Genomic DNA, 19617 nt, shown 5'->3' with positions numbered 1-19617 from the left:
ACCGGTCGTTGAAGCTCGCAAACATGCCCGGGTGACGCGGCCGATTGTGGCCGGATGTCGTCAGTCGCCCTCGCGCCGCTCCCGGGTCGCGAGCAGCCGGCGCAGGGAGTCCAGCCGGGCCGGGTCGGCGTGCCCCTCGGCCACCCAGGCGTCCAGGGCGCACTCCGGCTGGTTCTCGTCGTGGGTGCAGCCGCGGGGGCACTCCTCCGTGCCCGGCTCCAGATCGGGGAAGGCGTGGATGACGCGCGAGGGGTCGACGTGGTGCAGCCCGAACGAGCGCACGCCCGGGGTGTCCACCACCCAGCCCCGGTCGCCCGGCAGCGGCAGGGCGAGCGCGGACGTGGTGGTGTGCCGCCCCCGGCCGGTCACCGCGTTGACGTTGCCGGTGGTCCGCCGCCGGTCCTCTGGCACCAGGGCGTTGACCAGCGTCGTCTTGCCGACGCCGGAGTGCCCGACGAAGGCGGTGACCTTGCCCTCCAGCAGTGCCCGCACCCGCTCCGCCGCGTCCCCGTTCTCCAGCTCGTCGCGGCTGGTCACGATGTACGGGACGCCGAGCGGGGTGTACGCCTCCAGCAGCGCGTCCGGCGGGGCCAGGTCGGATTTGGTCAGCACCAGGAGCGGGGTGAGCCCGCCGTCGTACGCGGCGACCAGGCAGCGGTCGATCATGCGCGGCCGGGGCTCCGGATCGGCCAGCGCGGTGACGATCGCCAACTGGTCCGCGTTGGCGACGACCACGCGCTCGTACGGATCGTCGTCGTCCGCCGTGCGGCGCAGCACCGTGCGGCGCGGGGCGATCCGCACGATCCGGGCCAGGGTGTCCTTCTCACCGGACAGGTCGCCGACGATGGAGACGGTGTCGCCCACCACGGCGGCCTTGCGCCCCAGCTCGCGGGCCTTCATCGCCACCACGGTCCGGCCGTCGACGAGACAGGTGAGCCGGCCCCGGTCGACGGTGAGGACCATGCCGTCCTCGGCGTCCTCGTGCTTGGGCCGGATGTGGGTGCGCGGGCGGTTGCCCTTGCGGTTGGGGCGGACGCGGATGTCGTCCTCGTCGGGGTTCTTCCCGTAGCGGCGCATCGCGTCTAGGCCCCGAGCATTCCGGTCCACATGTCCGGGAAGTCCGGCAGGGTCTTGGCGGTCGTCCCCACGTTCTCGATCTCCACGCCCTTCACCGCCAGCCCGATGACCGCACCGGCGGTGGCCATGCGGTGGTCGTCGTACGTGTGGAAGACGCCGCCGCGCAGCGGGCGCGGGCGGATGTGCAGCCCGTCGGCCGTCTCGGTGACGTCGCCGCCCAGCTCGTTGATCTCCTTGGTCAGCGCGGCCAGCCGGTCCGTCTCGTGCAGCCGCAGATGGGCCACCCCGCGCAGCGTCGAGGGGGAGTCGGCCAGGGCCGCGACCGCCGCGATGCCCGGGGTCAGCTCGCCGACCTCGCCGAGGTCCACGTCGATGCCGTGGATCCGGCCCGTACCGGTGAAGGTCAGTCCCTTCCCGGTCAGCTCGCAGTCACCGCCCATCGCGGTGAAGATCTCCCGCAGCGCGTCGCCCGGCTGGGTGGTGCGTTCCGGCCAGTCCGGGACGGTGACCCGGCCGCCGGTCACCAGGGCCGCCGCCAGGAACGGCTGGGCGTTGGAGAGGTCCGGCTCGATCGTCAGGTCCCGGCCGAGCAGGGCGGAGGGGGAGACCCGCCAGACGTTCCGCTCGCCGCCCGTCTCCGGCTCGTCCACCTGGGCGCCGACCGCGCGCAGCATCTCGACCGTCATCCGGATGTGCGGCATCGAGGGGAGCGTGGTCCCGGTGTGCCGTACCTCCACGCCCTGGTTGAAGCGCGGCGCCGACAGCAGCAGCGCCGAGACGAACTGCGAGGAGGACGAGGCGTCGATCGACACCGTCCCGCCCACCAGCGCCCCACCGCCGTGCACGGTCAGGGGCAGCGCCCCGCGCCCGTCGTCGTCGATCCGCGCGCCGAGCGTCCGCAGGGCCTCGATCACGCCGGTCAGCGGACGCTCGTACGACCGGGGGTCGCCGTCGAAGCGGATCGGGCCGTCGGCGAGCGTGGCGACGGGCGGCAGGAAGCGCATGACCGTGCCCGCGTTGCCGACGTCGACCGCCGCCGGGCCGTGCAGCCCCGCCGGGATGACCCGCCACGCCTCGCCCTTGGCCTCCGGGGCGGCCGCGGCGGACGGGCTGCTCGCGGACGAGGAGGAGATCGTCTCCTCGATGCCGACGCCCATGGCGCGCAGCGCGTCGGCCATCAGCAGGGTGTCGCGGGAGCGCAGCGGGCGGCGCAGCCACCCGGGCTCGGAGGCGAGCGAGGCCAGCACGAGGGCGCGGTTGGTGACCGATTTCGATCCGGGCACGGTGACGGTCGCGTCGACGGCTCCGCTCGCGTGGGGAGCGGGCCAGAGGGCGGGGTGCACGGAACTCTCGGTCATGGCCCTTACTTTAGTGGCTCCACACCGGTCCGGATCCTGACGAAAAGGGTGCGAACCCTCCCGTAGTCAGTCAGTGGTGCGGGCCGCCGCGGCCGACCGGCCTCACCAGCCCAGCAGCCACCGCCCGCCGCCGATCAGCGAGCACAGGGACACCGCGTGGAAGAGGAACAGCCACAGCACCGCCGGGGCGTGCGTCAGCCGGGCCAACTGGTCCGCGTCGGAGTCCGGGGCGCCGCCGTACCGCCGCTTGGACTGCAGCTCGAACGGCGGCCGCACCCCGCCCAGCAGCAGGAACCACACCACGACGTACGCGAACGCCGACTGCACGTCCGAGGAGGCCAGCCAGGACACCAGCAGGAAGGTGGCGCCGGTCAGGATGACGGTGAGCGCCCCGTACACATTGCGGATCATCACCAGCATCACCGCGAGCAGCGCGGTCGCCACCCACAGCAGGAGCGTGATCCGGCCGTTCGTGAGCAGCCAGGCGCCGCCCAGGCCCAGCAGCGACGGGGCCGTGTAGCCGGCCGCCGCCGTGAGGATCATGCCGATCCCCGTCGGCTTGCCGCGGCTCACGGTCAGCCCGCTGGTGTCCGAGTGCAGCCGGATGCCGGAGAGCTGCCGCCCGGTGAGCAGGGCCACCAGCCCGTGGCCGCCCTCGTGCGCGATGGTGATCGTGTTGCGGGAGAGCCGCCATATCGGATTGGGCACGACGGCGATCAGCGCGAGCGTCGCCGTCACCACCACCAGCCACTGCTCAGGGGCTGACTGGGTGCCGGTGACGCGATCCCACAGATCGCCCAGTTCGGTGCTGTTCATCGGCCGGGCGACTCCTTGCGGTCGGGGTGGGCGGTCGTGGCAGTCTGGCAGTTATGTGCGGACGGTTTGCAGCGAGTCGGAAGCCCGAGGACCTGACCGGACTTTTCGGCGTCGAGAAGTGGGAACCCACCGAGACCCTGGAGCCGGACTGGAACGTGGCGCCGACCAAAGAGGTCTACGCGGTTCTGGAGCGTCCTGTTAAGGACGCGGACGACCAGCATCCGGTTCGCCAGTTGCGTGCCCTGAAATGGGGTCTCGTACCGTCCTGGTCGAAGACGCCCGAGGGCGCCGCCCGGATGATCAACGCCCGCGCGGAGACCGTGCACGAGAAACCCTCCTTCCGCCGGGCCTTCGCCCAGCGCCGCTGCATCCTGCCCGCCGACGGCTACTACGAGTGGGTCACCGGCGCGGAGGAACGGCGGCTGGAGGAGAAGAAGGGCAAGAAGCGCCCCCGCAAGCAGCCCTACTTCGTCACCCCCGCCGACGGCTCGGTCTTCGCGATGGCCGGACTGTACGAGTTCTGGCGCGACCCCACCCTCCCCGGCGACCACGAGAACGCCTGGTGGGTGACGTGCTCGGTGATCACCACCGAGGCCGAGACCACCCCGCTCGCCGTCGCCCCCGCCGAGGGGCCCGGCGCGCTCGCCGACATCCACCCCCGGATGCCGCTGATGCTCACCCCCGACCGCTGGGACACCTGGCTGGACCCCACGCACACCGGCGTCGACGAACTGCGCGCGCTGCTGGAGCCGCCGCCCGGCGGACTGATGCGCGCCTACCCGGTGGCCACCGCCGTCAGCAACGTCCGCAACAACGGGCCCGAACTGCTGGAGGAGCTGGCCGCACCGGAGGAGTCCACGCTGTTCTGAGGCTCTCGCGGTCCGGGTTCCGGGAGTCTCGCGGTCCGGGCTCCGAGGGCTCTCGCGGTCCGGCTTCGAGACTCTCGCGGTCGGGCTCCGGGGGCCTCCCGGTCCGGGGCGCCACGCGGTTCCGGGCTTCCCGCGCCCCGGGGGAGGGGCGCTGCCCCGCGCGGCACGCGAGCGCCCGCGCCGATCCGGCCCGTGCCCGGGGGAGGATGGCGCGGTGAGCCGTCAACCGCGTACGCAGAACGTCACCACCGACGCCGGTGAGGCCCGGATCACCTGGGTCCCCGCCACGACCGCGCCCCCGCCCCGCCTCGTGCTCGCCGTGAGCCACGGGGCCGGCGGCGGCATCGAGGCCCGCGACCTCCAGGCACTCGCCCGGGCGCTGCCCGGACACGGCGTCACCGTCGCCCTGGTGGAGCAGCCCTGGCGGGTGGCCGGAAAGAAGGTGGCGCCCGCTCCGAAGACCCTGGACACCGGGTGGCGCGGGCTCTGGCCCGCCCTCGCCGCCGCCGGGCCGCCCGTCGTCGCCGGGGGCCGCAGCGCCGGGGCCCGGGTCGCCTGCCGGACCGCCGCCGACCTGGGGGCGGCGGCCGTCCTCGCGCTCAGCTTTCCCCTCCACCCGCCGGGCAGGCCGGAGAAGTCCCGCGCCGCCGAACTGCTCGGCACCGGCGTGCCCACCCTGGTGGTGCAGGGCGGCGCCGACCCGTTCGGCCGGCCCGGCGAGTTCCCGCCCGGCGCGTACGAGTTGGCCGAGATCCCCCACGGCGACCACGGGTTCGCGGTGCCGAAGCGGTCCGGGCTGACGGAGGAGCAGACGACGGCCGCCCTCACCGACGCGGTCGTGAAGTGGCTCGCGTCACTCGGATGACCCCGCGGCCCCCGCCCGGAAACCACCGCCGTCCGGCACCGGGAATGCCCCGCGCACAGGCGCTGTTGTTCGGGACGTCGGTACAACAACGTCGTACGTGGAGAGGGAGTCCGTCGCATGGGTTCGACCATCTGCCCCAGCCGCTCGAACGCCGCTGACCTGGAGTGGACCGTGTTGCCCGCGGCGAGGACCACCTCCGAGCGCACCCTGGGCGGAGGCAATCGACAGGCCGTCCGCAAGCAAGGTCGACTATTCTCCGATGCGAGCGGGTCCGGTCTCGGTTCCGCCACATCGTTGGAGGAGGTGGGTCCGGTCACTGGGACCGACACAGGGACCGACGACGGCCGTGCACCGGAGACGACCGCGGAGCGCAACGCGCGCTTCGAGCGGGACGCCCTGGGCTTTCTCGACCAGATGTACTCGGCGGCGCTGCGCATGACGCGCAACCCGGCCGATGCCGAGGACCTGGTCCAGGAGACCTACGCCAAGGCGTACGGCTCCTTCCACCAGTTCCGTGAGGGCACCAACCTCAAGGCGTGGATGTACCGCATCCTCACCAACACGTTCATCAACTCGTACCGCAAGAAGCAGCGGGAGCCCCAGCGCAGCGCCGCCGAGGAGATCGAGGACTGGCAGCTGGCACGGGCCGAGTCGCACATGTCGACCGGTCTGCGCTCGGCGGAGTCCCAGGCCCTCGACCATCTCCCGGACTCCGACGTGAAGTCGGCGCTCCAGGCGATTCCCGAGGAGTTCCGCATCGCCGTGTATCTCGCCGATGTCGAGGGCTTTGCGTACAAGGAGATCGCGGACATCATGGGGACACCCATCGGCACCGTGATGTCCCGGCTGCACCGCGGCCGTCGCCAGCTGCGCGGCATGCTGGAGGACTATGCCCGTGAGCGCGGGCTCGTCGCGGCCGGTGCCGGTGACTCGGACGATCGGAAGGGCTCGGCCTCATGAGCTGCGGAGAGCCGCACGAGACGGATTGCTCGGAGGTCCTCGACCATCTCTACGAGTTTCTCGACCGGGAGATGCCCGAGGGCGACTGCACCAAGTTCGAGGTGCATTTCGAGGAGTGCTCCCCGTGCCTGGAGAAGTACGGCCTCGAACAGGCCGTGAAGAAGCTGGTCAAGCGCTGCTGCGGACAGGACGACGTCCCGACCGACCTGCGCTCCAAGGTGATGGGCCGGATCGAGCTGATCCGGGCCGGCGAGGCCGTGCCCGAGCAGGACGTGACCGCACAGGACGCGGACCGGCCGACGACCGCCGCCGAATAATCACCCGAAGGTGTCCATCGGGCCCGTAGGGCTCGGTGCGCCGCCCAACTCGGTTTCCGGTCAAGCCTTTTGTTCCTCCGGGGTGAGCGCGGCCACCCCGGAGTCGGGTACGTCGGGGCGGTGCGTACCCCGCCCCATCTTTCGCCCGCGCACTGCATCCGCCGTCGCCGGAAGCCGGCACGTACCGCCGTGTCCGCCCGGGCCGGAGCCCGCTCCCGCCGTCCACACGCGATGAGCCCGGCTTCCTTCCGCCGTCGTACGCGGTCGGCCCGGCCCCTCCCGTCCTGGTCACCGGCGGTACGGCGTGCCCCCGCGGTGCCGGGTGGGGCGCCGGCCGTTCCGTACCCGTGCCCCTTCCTCCGCCAGGATCCTCAGCACGGCCGACGCGTACGGCGGGCGGTGCGGGGCAGGTGTGGGCGGACCGCCCGGGGCCCGGGAGCGGCCCGGGTCCGGCCCCGGGCACGACCACCGGCCGCAGGCGGTCGAGGCGCTGGGGCGCGTCCTCGCGCCGGGCGGTCTGACCCCGGCCGGGACTGGGTAACCCATGGGTAATGAGCGGGCGTCCGGCCGGGCATGGTTGGATGCGAAAGCAGAGCGGATGACGAGGGCGTCCAGTCGGGACAGGCGGGAATCGTGAGGATCTTCGGGAAGGTACGGCATCGGCCGTCCGCCTCTTGGCGGCAGGCCACGGACCGCGCGTTCACGCTGATCGGCGACGGCCGGTACGAGGACGCGGGGGCGCTGCTGACGCGCGCGGCGGATCTGGAGCCCTGGCTCTCGGAGTCCTGGTTCAATCTGGCGCTCCTGCACAAGTTCCGGCACGACTGGGAGCAGGCGAGGGCGGCCGGTCTGCGGGCCGTCGCCCTCCTCGACCGCGAGTCGGGCGCCCCGGACTGGTGGAACGTGGGGATCGCGGCCACCGCGCTCCAGGACTGGCCGCTGGCGCGGCGGGCCTGGCAGGCGTACGGGCTGAAGGTCCCCGGCGGCGGCCAGCACAGCGGCGCCACCACCGAGCCGTCCGGCATGGAGCTGGGCAGCGCGGCCGTACGCCTCTCGCCCGAGGGCGAGGCCGAGGTGGTCTGGGGCCGACGGCTCGATCCGGCCCGGATCGAGGTGCTGTCGATCCCGCTGCCGTCCTCCGGGCGGCGCTGGGGCGAGGTCGTCCTGCACGACGGGGTGCCCAACGGCGAGCGGGTCACCGCCGCCGGGCCCGCCTACCCGGTGTTCGACGAGATCGAGCTGTGGGCGCCGTCCCCGGTGCCGACCTGGGTGGTCCTGCTGGAGGCGGCCACCGAGGAGGACCGGGACGCGCTGGAGAAGCTGGCGTCCGACGCCGGGTTCGCCGCCGAGGACTGGTCCTCGTCCGTACGGCTGCTGTGCCGGGCGTGCTCGGAGAGCCGGATGGAGAGCGACGAGGGCGACGGGGAGCACCTGGACCCGCACGACCACAGTGAGCCCGGCCACCCCGGGCCGCTGGGCCACCGCACCGCCGGGGCCGGCGACCTCTGGGTGCCGGAGCGGGAGTGCGGCCTCGCGGCCCCCGCCGGACTGGTGCGCGGGCTGCTGGACGGCTGGGTCGCCGACAGCCCGGACAGCCGCGAGTGGCGGGATCTCGAAGAAGTCTGCTGACCGCTGCCCGTAGGCTGTACGCGCACCGATCGCGGTGCGGCTCCTCCCGCGCTTCCCGGTCTTCGACGGGATGCGGCGGGGTCACCGGGTTGAAGGTCTTGCAGGAAGGCGTACGGCGGACATGTCGCAGCAGGAGACGGATGGGCGGACCGGCGTGGACGACGAGGGGTTCGTCGTCGACACCGAGGACTGCGAGGAGCGCGAGGCGGCCTACCGCGCGCGCGGCACCTCGCGCCCGATCACGGTCGTGGGCAACCCGGTGCTGCACAAGGAGTGCAAGGACGTCACCGCGTTCGACGACGAGCTGGCCCGGCTGATCGACGACATGTTCGCCAGCCAGAAGACGGCCGAGGGCGTCGGTCTCGCGGCCAACCAGATCGGCGTCGACCTCAAGGTCTTCGTCTACGACTGCCCGGACGACGACGGGGTGCGCCACACGGGCGTCGTCTGCAACCCGGTCCTGGAGGAGCTGGCCCCCGAGACGCGGGTGCTGGACGACTCCAACGAGGGCTGCCTCTCGGTCCCGACCGCGTACGCCTCGCTCGCCCGCCCCGACTACGCGGTGGTGCGCGGCCAGGACGCCGAGGGCAACCCGATCCGGGTCAAGGGCACCGGCTACTTCGCCCGCTGCCTCCAGCACGAGACGGACCACCTGTACGGCTACCTGTACATCGACCGGCTCTCCAAGCGGGAGCGCAAGGACGCGCTGCGGCAGATGGAAGAGGGCACGCCGCGCTACGAGACCGTCCCCAACGCCTGAGCCGTTCCCTCGCGGGGCCCGGAACCGGTCGCCGGCTCCGGGCCCCGCGGCTGTGTGGCTGTGTGGCGCCCGCCCGGCGATCGGATGCGCGACCGGCCCGCGCCCGCCCCTTCCGGGCCCTGCATGATGTGCGGCATGAACACGGACACCTGCGATCCGGCCGATTCGGCCGCCCTCCGCGAGATCTTCGCGGCCCACCCCGACGCGGTGGAGCCGGCCGGGGAGGAGGCGGTGAAGTCCTTCGAGGCGGAGCACGGCATCGTCCTCCCGGAGCCGTACCGCACCTGTGTGGTGGAGATCGGCGACGGACTGCGCGCCGGGCCTCCCTACTACGGCCTGCTGCCCTTCGCGCGGCCGCCCCGGGACTGGGGCGCCGGCCGCCCCGAACGCCTGCTCGCCGAGCCCTTCCCGCTCACGCGGGCGTGGCTGTGGGAGCAGGACGACGAGGAGGAGCTGTCGGACGAGGAGTTCGAGGAGCGGATGGGACCCGTGTACGACCACGGCTCGCTGCTGCTGGGCACCGACGGCTGCGGCATGTACTGGCACCTGATCGTCACCGGTTCCGAACGCGGCCATGTCTGGCTGATCGACGAGAACGGCGCGATCCCGTTCGGCGACCGGCCCGGGACCACGCCGCTGATGCCGGGCACGCCCGGATTCGCGGGGTGGGCGGCCCGCTGGGCGGCCCGGGGCCGCTCCTGGTTCGAGGACGACTGAGTTCTGTCCCCCCGCCCCGGGCGGACCCGGCGGGAGAACGGCGAGGCCCCGGGCACCGATCGGTGCCCGGGGCCTCGCCGCGTCAGGGTCTAGAAGTCGTCGTCGAACCCGACCGAGCCCTCCACCGCCACCTGGTAGGCGGACGGGCGGCGCTCGAAGAAGTTCGTCAGCTCCTGGACGCCCTGCAGCTCCATGAAGGAGAACGGGTTCTCCGAGCCGTACACCGTCGGGAAGCCGAGGCGGGCGAGACGCTGGTCGGCGACGCACTGCAGGTACTCGCGCATCGACTCGGTGTTCATGCCCGGCAGGCCCTCGCCGCACAGGTCGCGGCCGAACTGGAGCTCCGCGTCGACGGCCTCCTTCAGCATGTCGGTGACCTGCTGCTGGAGCTCGTCGTCGAAGAGGTCCGGCTCCTCCTTGCGGACGGTGTCCACGACCTCGAACGCGAAGTTCATGTGCATCGTCTCGTCACGGAACACCCAGTTGGTGCCCGTGGCGAGGCCGTGCAGCAGGCCGCGCGAGCGGAACCAGTACACGTAGGCGAACGCCCCGTAGAAGAACAGCCCCTCGATGCAGGCCGCGAAGCAGATCAGGTTCAGCAGGAAGCGGCGGCGGTCCGCCTTCGTCTCCAGCCGCTCGATCTTCTCGACCGAGTCCATCCACTTGAAGCAGAACTGCGCCTTCTCGCGGATCGACGGGATCTCCTCGACCGCGTCGAACGCCGCCGCCCGGTCGTCCGGGTCGGGCAGATAGGTGTCCAGCAGCGTCAGATAGAACTGGACGTGCACGGCCTCCTCGAAGAGCTGCCGCGACAGGTACAGCCGCGCCTCGGGGGAGTTGATGTGCTTGTACAGCGTCAGCACGAGGTTGTTCGAGACGATCGAGTCGCCGGTCGCGAAGAACGCCACCAGCCGGCCGATCATGTGCTGCTCACCCGGGGACAGCTTGGCGAGGTCGGCGACGTCCGAGTGGAGGTCGACCTCCTCGACGGTCCAGGTGTTCTTGATCGCGTCCCGGTAGCGCTCGTAGAAGTCCGGGTAGCGCATGGGACGCAGGGTCAGCTCGAATCCCGGGTCGAGCAGGTTCTTCTCTTCGTTGGTGGTGCTCATTACTGGCATGCCTCGCAGGACTCGGGGTTTTCCAGGGAGCAGGCGATGGCGTCCGCGTCGGGCGCCTGCGCCTGCTGTACGGGAATGGGGGCGGCGGCCGACGCCTGGCCGGACGCGGCACGGGCGATCCGGGTCGCCGGGCGCGAACGCAGGTAGTACGTCGTCTTCAGCCCCTGCTTCCAGGCGTACGCGTACATCGAGGAGAGCTTGCCGATCGTCGGCGTCTCCAGGAACAGGTTGAGCGACTGGCTCTGGTCGAGGAACGGCGTACGGGCCGCCGCCATGTCGATCAGGCCGCGCTGCGGGATCTCCCACGCCGTGCGGTACAGGGCCCGTACGTCCTCGGGGATCCAGGCGAAGCCCTGCACGGAGCCGCTGGCCTCGCGCAGCGCCTCACGGGTGCGGGCGTCCCACACGCCGAGCTTCTTCAACTCGTCCACCAGGTAGGCGTTGACCTGGAGGAACTCACCGCTGAGCGTCTCGCGCTTGAACAGGTTGGAGACCTGCGGCTCGATGCACTCGTAGACGCCGGCGATCGAGGCGATCGTGGCGGTCGGCGCGATGGCGAGCAGCAGCGAGTTGCGCATGCCGGTCTTCGCGATCCGGGCGCGCAGGGCGTCCCAGCGCTCCGGCCAGTTCAGCTCGGTGGCGTAGTGGTCGGGGTGCAGCACACCGCGCGCGGCACGCGTCTCGGACCAGGCGGGCAGCGGGCCCGACCGATCGGCGAGGTCGCAGGACGCCTCGTACGCGGCCAGCATGATGCGCTCGGAGATCTTCGTGGAGAGCGCGCGCGCCTGCGGCGAGTCGAAGGGCAGCCGCAGCTGGAAGAAGACGTCCTGGAGGCCCATGGCGCCCAGACCGACCGGCCGCCAGCGGGAGTTGGAGTTCCCGGCCTGCTCGGTCGGGTAGAAGTTGATGTCGACGACCCGGTCCAGGAAGGTCACGGCCGTGCGGACCGTGGAGTCCAGGCGCTCCCAGTCGATCGAGCCGTTCGCCACGAACGCGCCCAGGTTGACCGAGCCCAGGTTGCAGACGGCCGTCTCGCCGTCGTCGGTGACCTCCAGGATCTCCGTGCACAGGTTCGACGAGTGCACGACCCGGCCCGGCTCGGCGGTCTGGTTCGCGGTCCGGTTGGAGGCGTCCTTGAACGTCATCCAGCCCTGGCCGGTCTGCGCGAGGGTCCGCATCATCCGGCCGTACAGCTCACGCGCCGGCATCGATTTGCGGGCCAGCCCCTTGGCCTCGGCCGCCCGGTACGCGGCGTCGAACTCGTCGCCCCACAGGTCGACCAGCTCGGGCACGTCCGCCGGGGAGAAGAGCGACCACTCGGTGTCCGCGTCGACCCGGCGCATGAACTCGTCCGGGATCCAGTGCGCCAGGTTCAGGTTGTGCGTGCGCCGCTGGTCCTCACCGGTGTTGTCGCGGAGCTCCAGGAACTCCTCGATGTCGGCGTGCCAGGTCTCCAGGTACACCGCCGCCGCGCCCTTGCGCCGGCCGCCCTGGTTCACCGCCGCCACGGAGGCGTCCAGCGTCTTGAGGAACGGCACGATGCCGTTGGAGTGCCCGTTGGTGCCCCGGATCAGCGAACCCCGGGCGCGGATGCGGGAGTAGGAGAGGCCGATGCCGCCCGCGTGCTTCGACAGGCGCGCCACCTGGTGGTAGCGGTCGTAGATCGAGTCCAGCTCGTCCTTGGGGGAGTCCAGCAGGTAGCACGAGGACATCTGCGGGTGCCGGGTGCCGGAGTTGAAGAGCGTGGGGGAGGAGGGGAGGTAGTCCAGCTTGCTCATCAGCCCGTAGAGCGCGGCGACCTCGTCCAGCGCCCGCACCGACTCGTCCTCGGCCAGCCCCGCCGCGACCCGCAGCATGAAGTGCTGGGGGGTCTCGACGACCTGGCGGGTGTGCGGGTGGCGCAGCAGGTAGCGGCTGTGCAGCGTACGGAGGCCGAAGTAGCCGAAGCGGTCGTCGGCGCCCTCGGCCAGCGTCCGCTCGACCAGCTCGTCCAGCGCCTTCGCGTGCAGCTCGACGAAGGCGGCGGTACGGTCCGCGATCAGCCCCTCGCGGTGCCCCACGGCGACCGAGGCGGAGAAGGACGTCGCGCCCTGGCCCGCGGCCTCCTCCGCGATCGACAGGGTCAGCAGCCGGGCGGCGAGCCGGGAGTACGCCGGGTCCTCGGAGATCAGGCCCGCGGCGGCCTCGGTGGCCAGCGTGCGCAGCTCGGCCTCGTCGGAGCGGGCGTTGCGCCCCCGCAGCGCGGCGGCGGCGACCCGTCCGGGGTCGGTGTCGGGAAGATCGACGGTGAGGTCGGTCAGGGTCCGCAGCAGAGCGGTCCCGGGTCCGTCGTTCTGGGTGTTCCCGGCCGTGGTCGACACTGCGGTCTCGGCGGATTCGGTGGCTGAAACCGGATCGGCGGGCGCGATGGTCACAGGGCTATCCCTCGCTCGGCAGGGGCCGGCGGCGGGCGGAGAAGCCGGGCAGCGCGAAACCCGGAGCGGGGCAGCACAGCTGACGGCGTCCACCGGCCCATCCGCGAGGCCCGGACGTCTGGCATCCGGTTCGGTCGAGCCGGACGCACTGTCGACAGGTCTTCGGACTTGCAGGTGCGCAGAAGCACACTGATCACACCGTTGCGGGACAGTTCCGGATTCGCACCGGATTCCCCTGCGGCGACAGCGAGGTCGAGCATACATGTGGGGGCCGCTGGATGAAGCGGCCCCCACATCTTGTGTCGCGGCGATTTCCTCCGCGCCCTAGGCGGGCCCCTCCAGGGGCAGCCGGAACGTCATGAGCCGCAGCCCCGGCACCGGCTCCCAGTCCCGTTCAGGGGTCCGCAGAAAGCCCAGACGACGGTAGATCCTATGGGCCGGGAGCATGGCCGGCTGCGTCGACAGCACCAGCGCCCGGACCCCCTCGGCGGCCCGCGCCCGCTCGACGCAGGCCCGCACCAGCGCCTCGCCGACACCCCGGCCGCGCCCCGCACGGGCCACCGCCAGCATTCGGAATTCGGCCTCGTCCGGACCGGCGATGTCACGCCACGGCGTACCCGGCGCGGCGTACGTCACACCGCCCAGCAGCGCCCCCTCGGGATCGACCGCGACGAGCACCTCGGCCTCGGCCGCCCGCCGCTCCACCGCCCGCAGACGCGCCAGGTACGGGTCGCCCGGGCCGTCCAGCAGGCCGTCGCCGAGATACGCCTCGGCGGTGATCGCGCCGAGGGCGGCGTGCTCGGCGGGGGCCGCCGCCCTGATCGTCACATCCATCAGCCACTCGCTCCCACGTCGTTGTTCGGGGCGCCGTCGCCCACCGGCGGCAGGTCGCCGCGCTCGACCGGCTGCTGCCCGGAGGACCCGCCGAGGGGAGGCAGGACCTCGTCGAGTTCGCGGTCGTCGGCACGGTGGGCGGCCAGGGCCGCCGCGCGCAGCGTCTCCCGGTTCACCTCCTGGCGTGTTCCGCTCAACGTCACGACCAGGCCGTCCTGTTCCCGGGCGTACGCGTGGCCCGACTCCGAGGCGCGGTACCACTGTTCGCCGTCCCGCTCGCAGGTCGTGGCGGGCCCGGCGGCGTCCGTGCAGTCGGCCGCGGCGTGCGGGCGGCGCTCCACCGACAGCTGTATGCGCCCGCCGTCCGGCGCGGTGTACGCGCTGCCGAACCCGTCGTCGCCGAGCACCCCGACCGACTGGCGGGCCAGGGCGAAGCCGGGGGCCTCGGTCACCCAGACGTGCTCCGCCACGGTCTGCAGGGCCGCCGCCCGCGCCTCCAGCTCCGCCCGGTCGGGGGCCGGTGCGGCCGAGCCGCTCGGGCCGGCCGCCCGCGCGTCGGGCGCCGGCTCGGTGCCGCAGCCCGCTGAGGCCGTCAGGAGCAGGGTGAGGGCCAGGGCGGTGGCCGTGCGGACGGGCCGGAACCGGGGCGGCCGGGGGTGCGATGTCATGGGCACATCCTTTCGTACGGTGAGCCGACGGCGTACCGGGGAGACGTGCGGGCCGGACACAGCGGACCGGGCCGCCGCCCGCTCCCCGGAGGGAGGGGTGGCGGCCCGGTGGCCGGCCGACGGGTCTCAGGGCGCGTCCGGCGGATCTCGGCCGGGTCCGCGACACCCGGCAGGGCCCTGATCCCCCGAGACGCCTCAGCAGCAGCGGAAGCCCTCCCGGGGATCCGCCTCGCGGGCGTCCATGCGCGCGCGCTCGAAGGCGCGCCGCGACAGGACGGGGGCCTCCGGATCGTGTGCGCGGGCGTGTGCCACGTACCGGTCGTAGACCGACTCGCCGGTCAACTCACGGACGTACCAGCGGATCCGCCCCGCCACGCGCCGCACGTCCGCGCCCGTCATGTCCGGCTCCCGGTCTCCGCCGCCTCCTTGCGGATGCCGCCCTCGGGGCCGACCCCGGCGGCGGCCAGCTCGGCCTTCTCCTCCTTGGTCGCGAAGAGCGAGGCCGGGGCGACGAGCTTGGACTCGACGAAGGGCGTCTCGTGGAGCTTGACGCTCTCCGGGTCGCGGATGGCCTTGTAGCAGACCCGTCCGGCGTCCACGAGCACCACGATGATGAGGAGCGCGAACAGCGCGCTCAGCACCCCGTCGACGGTGGAGTTGGTCACCACGGTCCGCATGTCGTCCATGGTCTTCGCGGGGGCCAGGACCTCGCCCGCGTCGATGCCCGCCTGGTACTTGTCCCGCTGGGCGAAGAAGCCGACCTTCACGTCCTCGGAGAAGATCTTCTGCCAGCTCGCGGTGAGGGTGACCGCCACGTCCCAGGCGAGCGGGACCGCCGTGACCCACGCCCACTTCAGACGGCCGGACTTGACGAGCAGAGTGGTGCAGACGGCGAGCGCCACGGCGGCCAGCAACTGGTTGGCGATGCCGAAGAGCGGGAAGAGCTGGTTGATGCCGCCCAGCGGGTCGTGCACGCCGACCCAGAGGAAGTAGCCCCAGCCGCCGACCACGACCGCGCTGGCGAACCAGACGCCCGGCTTCCAGCTGACCTCGCGGAACGGCTTGTAGGCGTTGCCCAGCATGTCCTGGAGCATGAAACGTCCGACGCGGGTGCCGGCGTCCACCGTGGTGAGGATGAAGAGCGCCTCGAACATGATCGCGAAGTGGTACCAGAACGCCTTCATCGCGGTCCCGCCGACCACCGCGGAGAAGATCTCCGACATGCCGAGCGCGAACGTCGGCGCGCCACCGGTGCGGGAGAGCAGGCTCGTCTCCTCGACGTCCTTGGCCGCCTGGGCCAGGGCGTCCGGCGAGATCGTGAACCCGAAGTTCGCCACGGCCTGGGAGGCGGACTGGACGCTGTCGCCGATCGCGCCGACGGGCGCGTTGATGGCGAAGTAGAGGCCCGGGTCGATGATGCAGGCGGCGATCATCGCCATGATCGCGACGAACGACTCGACGAGCATGGCGCCGTAGCCGATCATCCGGATCTGCGTCTCCTTCTGGACCATCTTCGGCGTGGTGCCGGAGGAGACCAGGGAGTGGAAGCCGGAGAGCGCGCCGCAGGCGATGGTGATGAAGACGAACGGGAACATCGAGCCGGCGAAGACGGGGCCCGAGCCGCTGGAGGCGAAGTCCGTGACCGCGGGCATCTTCAGCGTCGGCAGGGCGATGACCACGCCCACCGCCAGCAGCCCGATCGTGCCGACCTTCATGAAGGTGGAGAGGTAGTCGCGCGGGGCCAGCAGCAGCCACACGGGGAGCACCGAGGCGAGGAACCCGTACACGATCATCCAGATGACCAGCGTGCCCGGCTCCAGCGTGAAGAAGTCCGCCCACGACGACTCGGCGACCCAGCCGCCCGAGACGATCGCGAGCAGCAGCAGCGCGACGCCGATGAGCGAGACCTCGCTGACCTTGCCGGGCCGCAGGATGCGCAGGTAGACGCCCATGAAGAGGGCGATCGGGATCGTCATGCCGATGGAGAAGACGCCCCACGGCGAGTGCGCGAGCGCGTTCACGATGACCAGCGCGAGGACCGCGAGCAGGATGATCATGATGATGAAGACCGCGACCAGGGCGGCGATCCCGCCGACCGGACCGATCTCGTCGCGCGCCATCTGGCCGAGCGAACGGCCGTTGCGGCGGGTGGAGAAGAAGAGCGTCACCATGTCCTGGACGGCGCCGGCGAAGATGACGCCGACGACGAGCCAGATCGTGCCGGGCAGGTAGCCCATCTGCGCGGCGAGCACCGGGCCGACCAGCGGGCCCGCCCCGGCGATCGCGGCGAAGTGGTGGCCGAACAGGACGCGGCGGTCGGTGGGGTGGAAGTCGACACCGTTGTCCAGCAGTTCGGCGGGGGTCGCGCGGTTCCGGTCCGCCTTCAGGACCCGGTTCGCGATGAACCGGGAGTAGAAGCGGTAGGCGATGGCGTACGAGCCGAGGGCCGCCGCGAGCATCCAGGCGGCGGAGACCTCCTCGCCCCGGGAGAGTGCGAGGGCGGCCCAGCCGATGGCTCCAGCGAGGGCGACCAGGCTCCATACGGCGATGGACTTCGGGGTCAACGACCGCCGCTCCGACGCCGGTGGAACCGGCGGTGCTGGTGTGGGCGATTCCGGCATATCGATCCGTCCCCTCGCGTGATCTCTGTCGTAACGTGCGCGAAATCTAAGGGGTGCGGCCGCTCTCCGGAACCCCTGTCCGCATACCGGTCGCGCCTCACCGATGTCTCCACCGAAGTTCCGCGGTAAGGACACGGACGGGAGGGGCGTTCGGTTCACCCGGACCGGATGCGCGGGCGATGGCCGAAACAGGCCGGTGGCCCGGGGGAGGGGCCCCCGGGCCACCGGCCTGTGTGCGCGCTGCCGTTCCTCAGTCCGCCGGCCGCTTGAGGCGGGCCACGAACTTGTAGCGGTCGCCCCGGTAGACCGAGCGCACCCACTCCACCGGTTCGCCCCGGCCGTCCACCGAATGACGGGACAGCATGAGCATCGGCAGCCCCACGTCGGTGCCGAGCAGACCCGCCTCGCGCGGGGTGGCGAGCGAGGTCTCGATGGTCTCCTCCGCCTCGGCGAGACGGACGTCGTACACCTCGGCGAGCGCGGTGTAGAGCGAGGTGTACTTCACCAGCGAACGGCGCAGCGCCGGAAAGCGTTTGGCCGAAAGGTGCGTGGTCTCGATCGCCATCGGCTCCCCGCTGGCGAGCCGCAGCCGCTCGATGCGCAGCACCCGGCCGCCCGTCGAGATGTCCAGCAGTCCGGCGAGGGTGTCGTCGGCCGTGACGTAGCCGATGTCCAGGAGCTGGGACGTCGGCTCCAGGCCCTGGGCGCGCATGTCCTCGGTGTACGAGGTGAGTTGGAGCGCCTGGGAGACCTTCGGCTTGGCGACGAAGGTGCCCTTGCCCTGGATGCGTTCGAGGCGGCCCTCGACGACCAGTTCCTGCAGGGCCTGGCGCACGGTCGTGCGCGAGGTGTCGAACTCGGCGGCCAGAGTGCGTTCGGGCGGCACGGGGGTGCCCGGCGGCATGGTGTCGGTCATGTCGAGGAGGTGCCGCTTGAGCCGGTAGTACTTCGGCACGCGCGCTGTGCGCGTGCCGGCGCCGGTCTCGCTCCCCGTACTGCCCCCGTCGGCACTCATGGCCCGCCTTCCCGACGCTTGCGTTACTGCCGTCACCGGCTCCTCCGTCTGTCGCGGCTCACATGGTGGCACGGTCCGGTCACGGGTCGTCGCCCTCCCTTAGGTGTCGGTCCTATAACGGACGCGAGTGCACTTCTTATACACCCTTGACACCCCTAAAGGTCTAGGCCAAGCTCCGGGTACTGGTCTAAACCATTAAAGACCAGGTCCAGCCCCAGCAGAACTCGTCGAATGTCTTCGCGGTGGGTGGGGTTGCAGCATCCCTGAGGAGGGTTTGACGTGAAGCGCAAGCTCATCGCGGCAATCGGTGTCGCGGGCATGTTGGTCTCGGTCGCGGCGTGTGGTTCGGACGACAAGAATTCGTCCGCCGACCCGAAGGACCGCAAGGAGACCCTGACCGTGTGGCTCATGGGCGAGGCCCAGTCCACCTGGCCGGAGCTGGTCAAGGACGTCAACGCCGAGTTCAACAAGAAGTACCCGGGCGTCACCGTCAAGGTTCAGTATCAGCAGTGGGCCGACAAGGTCAAGAAGCTGGACACCTCCCTCGGCGGCGACAAATTCCCGGACGTCGTGGAACTCGGCAACACCGAGACCATGCAGTACATCCTCAACGGTGCGCTCGGAGAAATCGACCCCAAGAAGTACGAGAACTCGGACACCTGGATCAAGGGTCTGAAGGACACCTGCTCCTTCGAGGGCAAGACCTACTGCGTTCCTTACTACGCGAGCGCCCGTCTCGCGGTTTACAACAAGGACATGCTGAAGGCCGGCACCGGCAGCGACGCCCTCCCGCAGACCGAGGACGAGTTCCTCGCCGCGATGGACAAGGTCGGCGCCGAGCTCGCCAAGAAGGACAAGCGCGCCTCCTCCCTCTACTTCCCGGGCCGTTACTGGTACGCCGCGATGTCCTACGTCGCCGCCTACGGTGGCCAGATAGCCACGTACGACGAGGGCAGCAAGGAGTGGAAGTCCGCGCTCTCCACCCCCGAGGCCCAGAAGGGCATCCAGCACTTCGTCGACCTGGTCAAGAAGTACAACAAGGCCGACGTGACGAAGGACGAGCAGGACCACGCCAACGTCATGGCCAACGAGAAGGCCGCGGTCATCTACGGCCAGGCGTGGGAGGCCGGCAGCGTCACCACCGGCGAGAACGGCAACCCGAAGCTCGAGGGCAAGATCGCCACGGCCGGTATGCCCGGCCCCGAGGGCAAGGCCCTCCCGTCCTTCATCGGCGGCTCGGACCTGGCGACCATCTCCAAGTCCAAGGTCCAGGACCTCGGCGAGGAGTGGATCGGCCTCTTCACCAACGCGAAGTCCATGGAGGTCCTCGCGTCGAAGAACATCCTCCCCAACAACGAGAAGCAGCTTGAGCCGCTGAAGCAGAAGCCGGAGACCGCCGCCATCGCCAACGCGGTGCCGGACGCCTGGTTCACGCCGATCGCGCCGGGCTGGGCCTCCGTGGAGAAGGAGGAGGTCCTCCAGAACATGCTCCTGGAGATCGTCAAGGGCGCCTCCGTCGCCGACGCCTCGAAGAAGGCCGACGACAAGATCAACGCGCTGATCAACAAGGAATCCTGAC

At 71.3% G+C, this 19617-nt stretch carries 18 protein-coding genes and 1 riboswitch; of the genes, 8 read left to right on the top strand and 10 right to left on the bottom strand.

Annotation, left to right across the window (positions count from 1 at the left end; genetic code table 11):
- Positions 1 to 60: 60 nt before the first annotated feature.
- From rsgA to IF19_RS0106170, 3 genes are all read right to left on the bottom strand, one after another.
- On the bottom strand, positions 61 to 1077 hold the full coding sequence (gene rsgA / locus IF19_RS0106180; RefSeq protein ID WP_030113631.1) for a ribosome small subunit-dependent GTPase A: 1017 nt from the start codon (positions 1075 to 1077) through the stop codon (positions 61 to 63).
- A 5-nt stretch (positions 1078 to 1082) separates the two neighbouring features.
- Complete coding sequence (aroA, locus tag IF19_RS0106175; protein WP_030113630.1) at positions 1083 to 2435, bottom strand: 3-phosphoshikimate 1-carboxyvinyltransferase; 1353 nt, start codon at positions 2433 to 2435, stop codon at positions 1083 to 1085.
- A gap of 102 nt (positions 2436 to 2537) precedes the next feature.
- On the bottom strand, positions 2538 to 3251 hold the full coding sequence (locus IF19_RS0106170; protein ID WP_030113629.1) for a M50 family metallopeptidase: 714 nt from the start codon (positions 3249 to 3251) through the stop codon (positions 2538 to 2540).
- A gap of 53 nt (positions 3252 to 3304) precedes the next feature.
- Between IF19_RS0106170 and IF19_RS0106165 the strand changes: the two genes are divergently transcribed.
- The 7 genes from IF19_RS0106165 to IF19_RS0106135 all read left to right on the top strand — a co-directional run bounded on the left by IF19_RS0106165 (position 3305) and on the right by IF19_RS0106135 (position 9368).
- A complete protein-coding gene (locus tag IF19_RS0106165) occupies positions 3305 to 4120 on the top strand; it encodes an SOS response-associated peptidase (RefSeq protein WP_030113628.1) in 816 nt (271 codons plus the stop codon).
- Between the two features lie 214 nt (positions 4121 to 4334).
- A complete protein-coding gene (locus tag IF19_RS0106160; RefSeq protein ID WP_030113627.1) occupies positions 4335 to 4985 on the top strand; it encodes an alpha/beta hydrolase family protein in 651 nt (216 codons plus the stop codon).
- A gap of 303 nt (positions 4986 to 5288) precedes the next feature.
- Complete coding sequence (locus IF19_RS0106155; RefSeq protein WP_030113626.1) at positions 5289 to 5945, top strand: sigma-70 family RNA polymerase sigma factor; 657 nt, start codon at positions 5289 to 5291, stop codon at positions 5943 to 5945.
- Positions 5942 to 6262 carry a mycothiol system anti-sigma-R factor gene (gene rsrA / locus IF19_RS0106150; RefSeq protein WP_030113625.1) on the top strand — a complete coding sequence of 107 codons (321 nt, stop codon included), beginning with the start codon at positions 5942 to 5944 and terminating at the stop codon, positions 6260 to 6262. Before IF19_RS0106155 ends, rsrA begins: the two co-directional genes overlap by 4 nt.
- Positions 6263 to 6895: 633 nt before the next feature.
- Entirely contained in the window at positions 6896 to 7891 is a 996-nt protein-coding gene (locus IF19_RS0106145; RefSeq protein WP_030113624.1) for a tetratricopeptide repeat protein, read from the top strand.
- Between the two features lie 121 nt (positions 7892 to 8012).
- Positions 8013 to 8651 carry a peptide deformylase gene (gene def, locus IF19_RS0106140; RefSeq protein WP_030113623.1) on the top strand — a complete coding sequence of 213 codons (639 nt, stop codon included), beginning with the start codon at positions 8013 to 8015 and terminating at the stop codon, positions 8649 to 8651.
- A gap of 123 nt (positions 8652 to 8774) precedes the next feature.
- Positions 8775 to 9368, top strand: a complete 594-nt coding sequence (locus tag IF19_RS0106135) for an SMI1/KNR4 family protein (protein WP_030113622.1) — start codon at positions 8775 to 8777, stop codon at positions 9366 to 9368.
- A gap of 89 nt (positions 9369 to 9457) precedes the next feature.
- On the opposite strand, the gene IF19_RS0106130 is transcribed toward IF19_RS0106135, so the two are convergent.
- From IF19_RS0106130 to IF19_RS0106100, 7 genes are all read right to left on the bottom strand, one after another.
- Positions 9458 to 10477: a ribonucleotide-diphosphate reductase subunit beta gene (locus IF19_RS0106130; protein WP_030113621.1), complete on the bottom strand. Its 1020-nt coding sequence runs from the start codon at positions 10475 to 10477 to the stop codon at positions 9458 to 9460.
- Positions 10477 to 12900 (bottom strand): ribonucleoside-diphosphate reductase subunit alpha, encoded by a 2424-nt coding sequence (locus tag IF19_RS0106125; protein WP_030113620.1) that lies wholly within the window; start codon positions 12898 to 12900, stop codon positions 10477 to 10479. Before IF19_RS0106125 ends, IF19_RS0106130 begins: the two co-directional genes overlap by 1 nt.
- Before the next feature lie 136 nt (positions 12901 to 13036).
- Positions 13037 to 13160: riboswitch (cobalamin riboswitch) on the bottom strand.
- 64 nt (positions 13161 to 13224) lie between these two features.
- Entirely contained in the window at positions 13225 to 13734 is a 510-nt protein-coding gene (locus tag IF19_RS0106120) for a GNAT family N-acetyltransferase (RefSeq protein WP_030113619.1), read from the bottom strand.
- Positions 13734 to 14402, bottom strand: coding sequence for a hypothetical protein (locus tag IF19_RS0106115; RefSeq protein WP_030113618.1), 669 nt, complete (start codon positions 14400 to 14402; stop codon positions 13734 to 13736). The genes IF19_RS0106120 and IF19_RS0106115 overlap by 1 nt, the downstream gene beginning before the upstream one ends.
- Before the next feature lie 195 nt (positions 14403 to 14597).
- Positions 14598 to 14801: a YbdD/YjiX family protein gene (locus IF19_RS0106110; RefSeq protein WP_030113617.1), complete on the bottom strand. Its 204-nt coding sequence runs from the start codon at positions 14799 to 14801 to the stop codon at positions 14598 to 14600.
- Positions 14798 to 17023: a carbon starvation CstA family protein gene (locus tag IF19_RS0106105; RefSeq protein ID WP_030113616.1), complete on the bottom strand. Its 2226-nt coding sequence runs from the start codon at positions 17021 to 17023 to the stop codon at positions 14798 to 14800. The genes IF19_RS0106110 and IF19_RS0106105 overlap by 4 nt, the downstream gene beginning before the upstream one ends.
- Positions 17024 to 17273: 250 nt before the next feature.
- Positions 17274 to 18038, bottom strand: coding sequence for a GntR family transcriptional regulator (locus tag IF19_RS0106100; protein WP_030113615.1), 765 nt, complete (start codon positions 18036 to 18038; stop codon positions 17274 to 17276).
- Between the two features lie 279 nt (positions 18039 to 18317).
- Here IF19_RS0106100 and IF19_RS0106095 point away from each other — a divergent pair, with 279 nt between their 5' ends.
- Positions 18318 to 19616 carry a sugar ABC transporter substrate-binding protein gene (locus IF19_RS0106095; protein WP_030113614.1) on the top strand — a complete coding sequence of 433 codons (1299 nt, stop codon included), beginning with the start codon at positions 18318 to 18320 and terminating at the stop codon, positions 19614 to 19616.
- The last annotated feature ends 1 nt before the right edge of the window (position 19617 follow it).

The sequence above is a fragment of the Streptomyces californicus genome (assembly GCF_000717645.1).
GTDB lineage: Bacteria > Actinomycetota > Actinomycetes > Streptomycetales > Streptomycetaceae > Streptomyces > Streptomyces californicus.
This window is presented reverse-complemented; position numbering and strand designations above follow the sequence as displayed.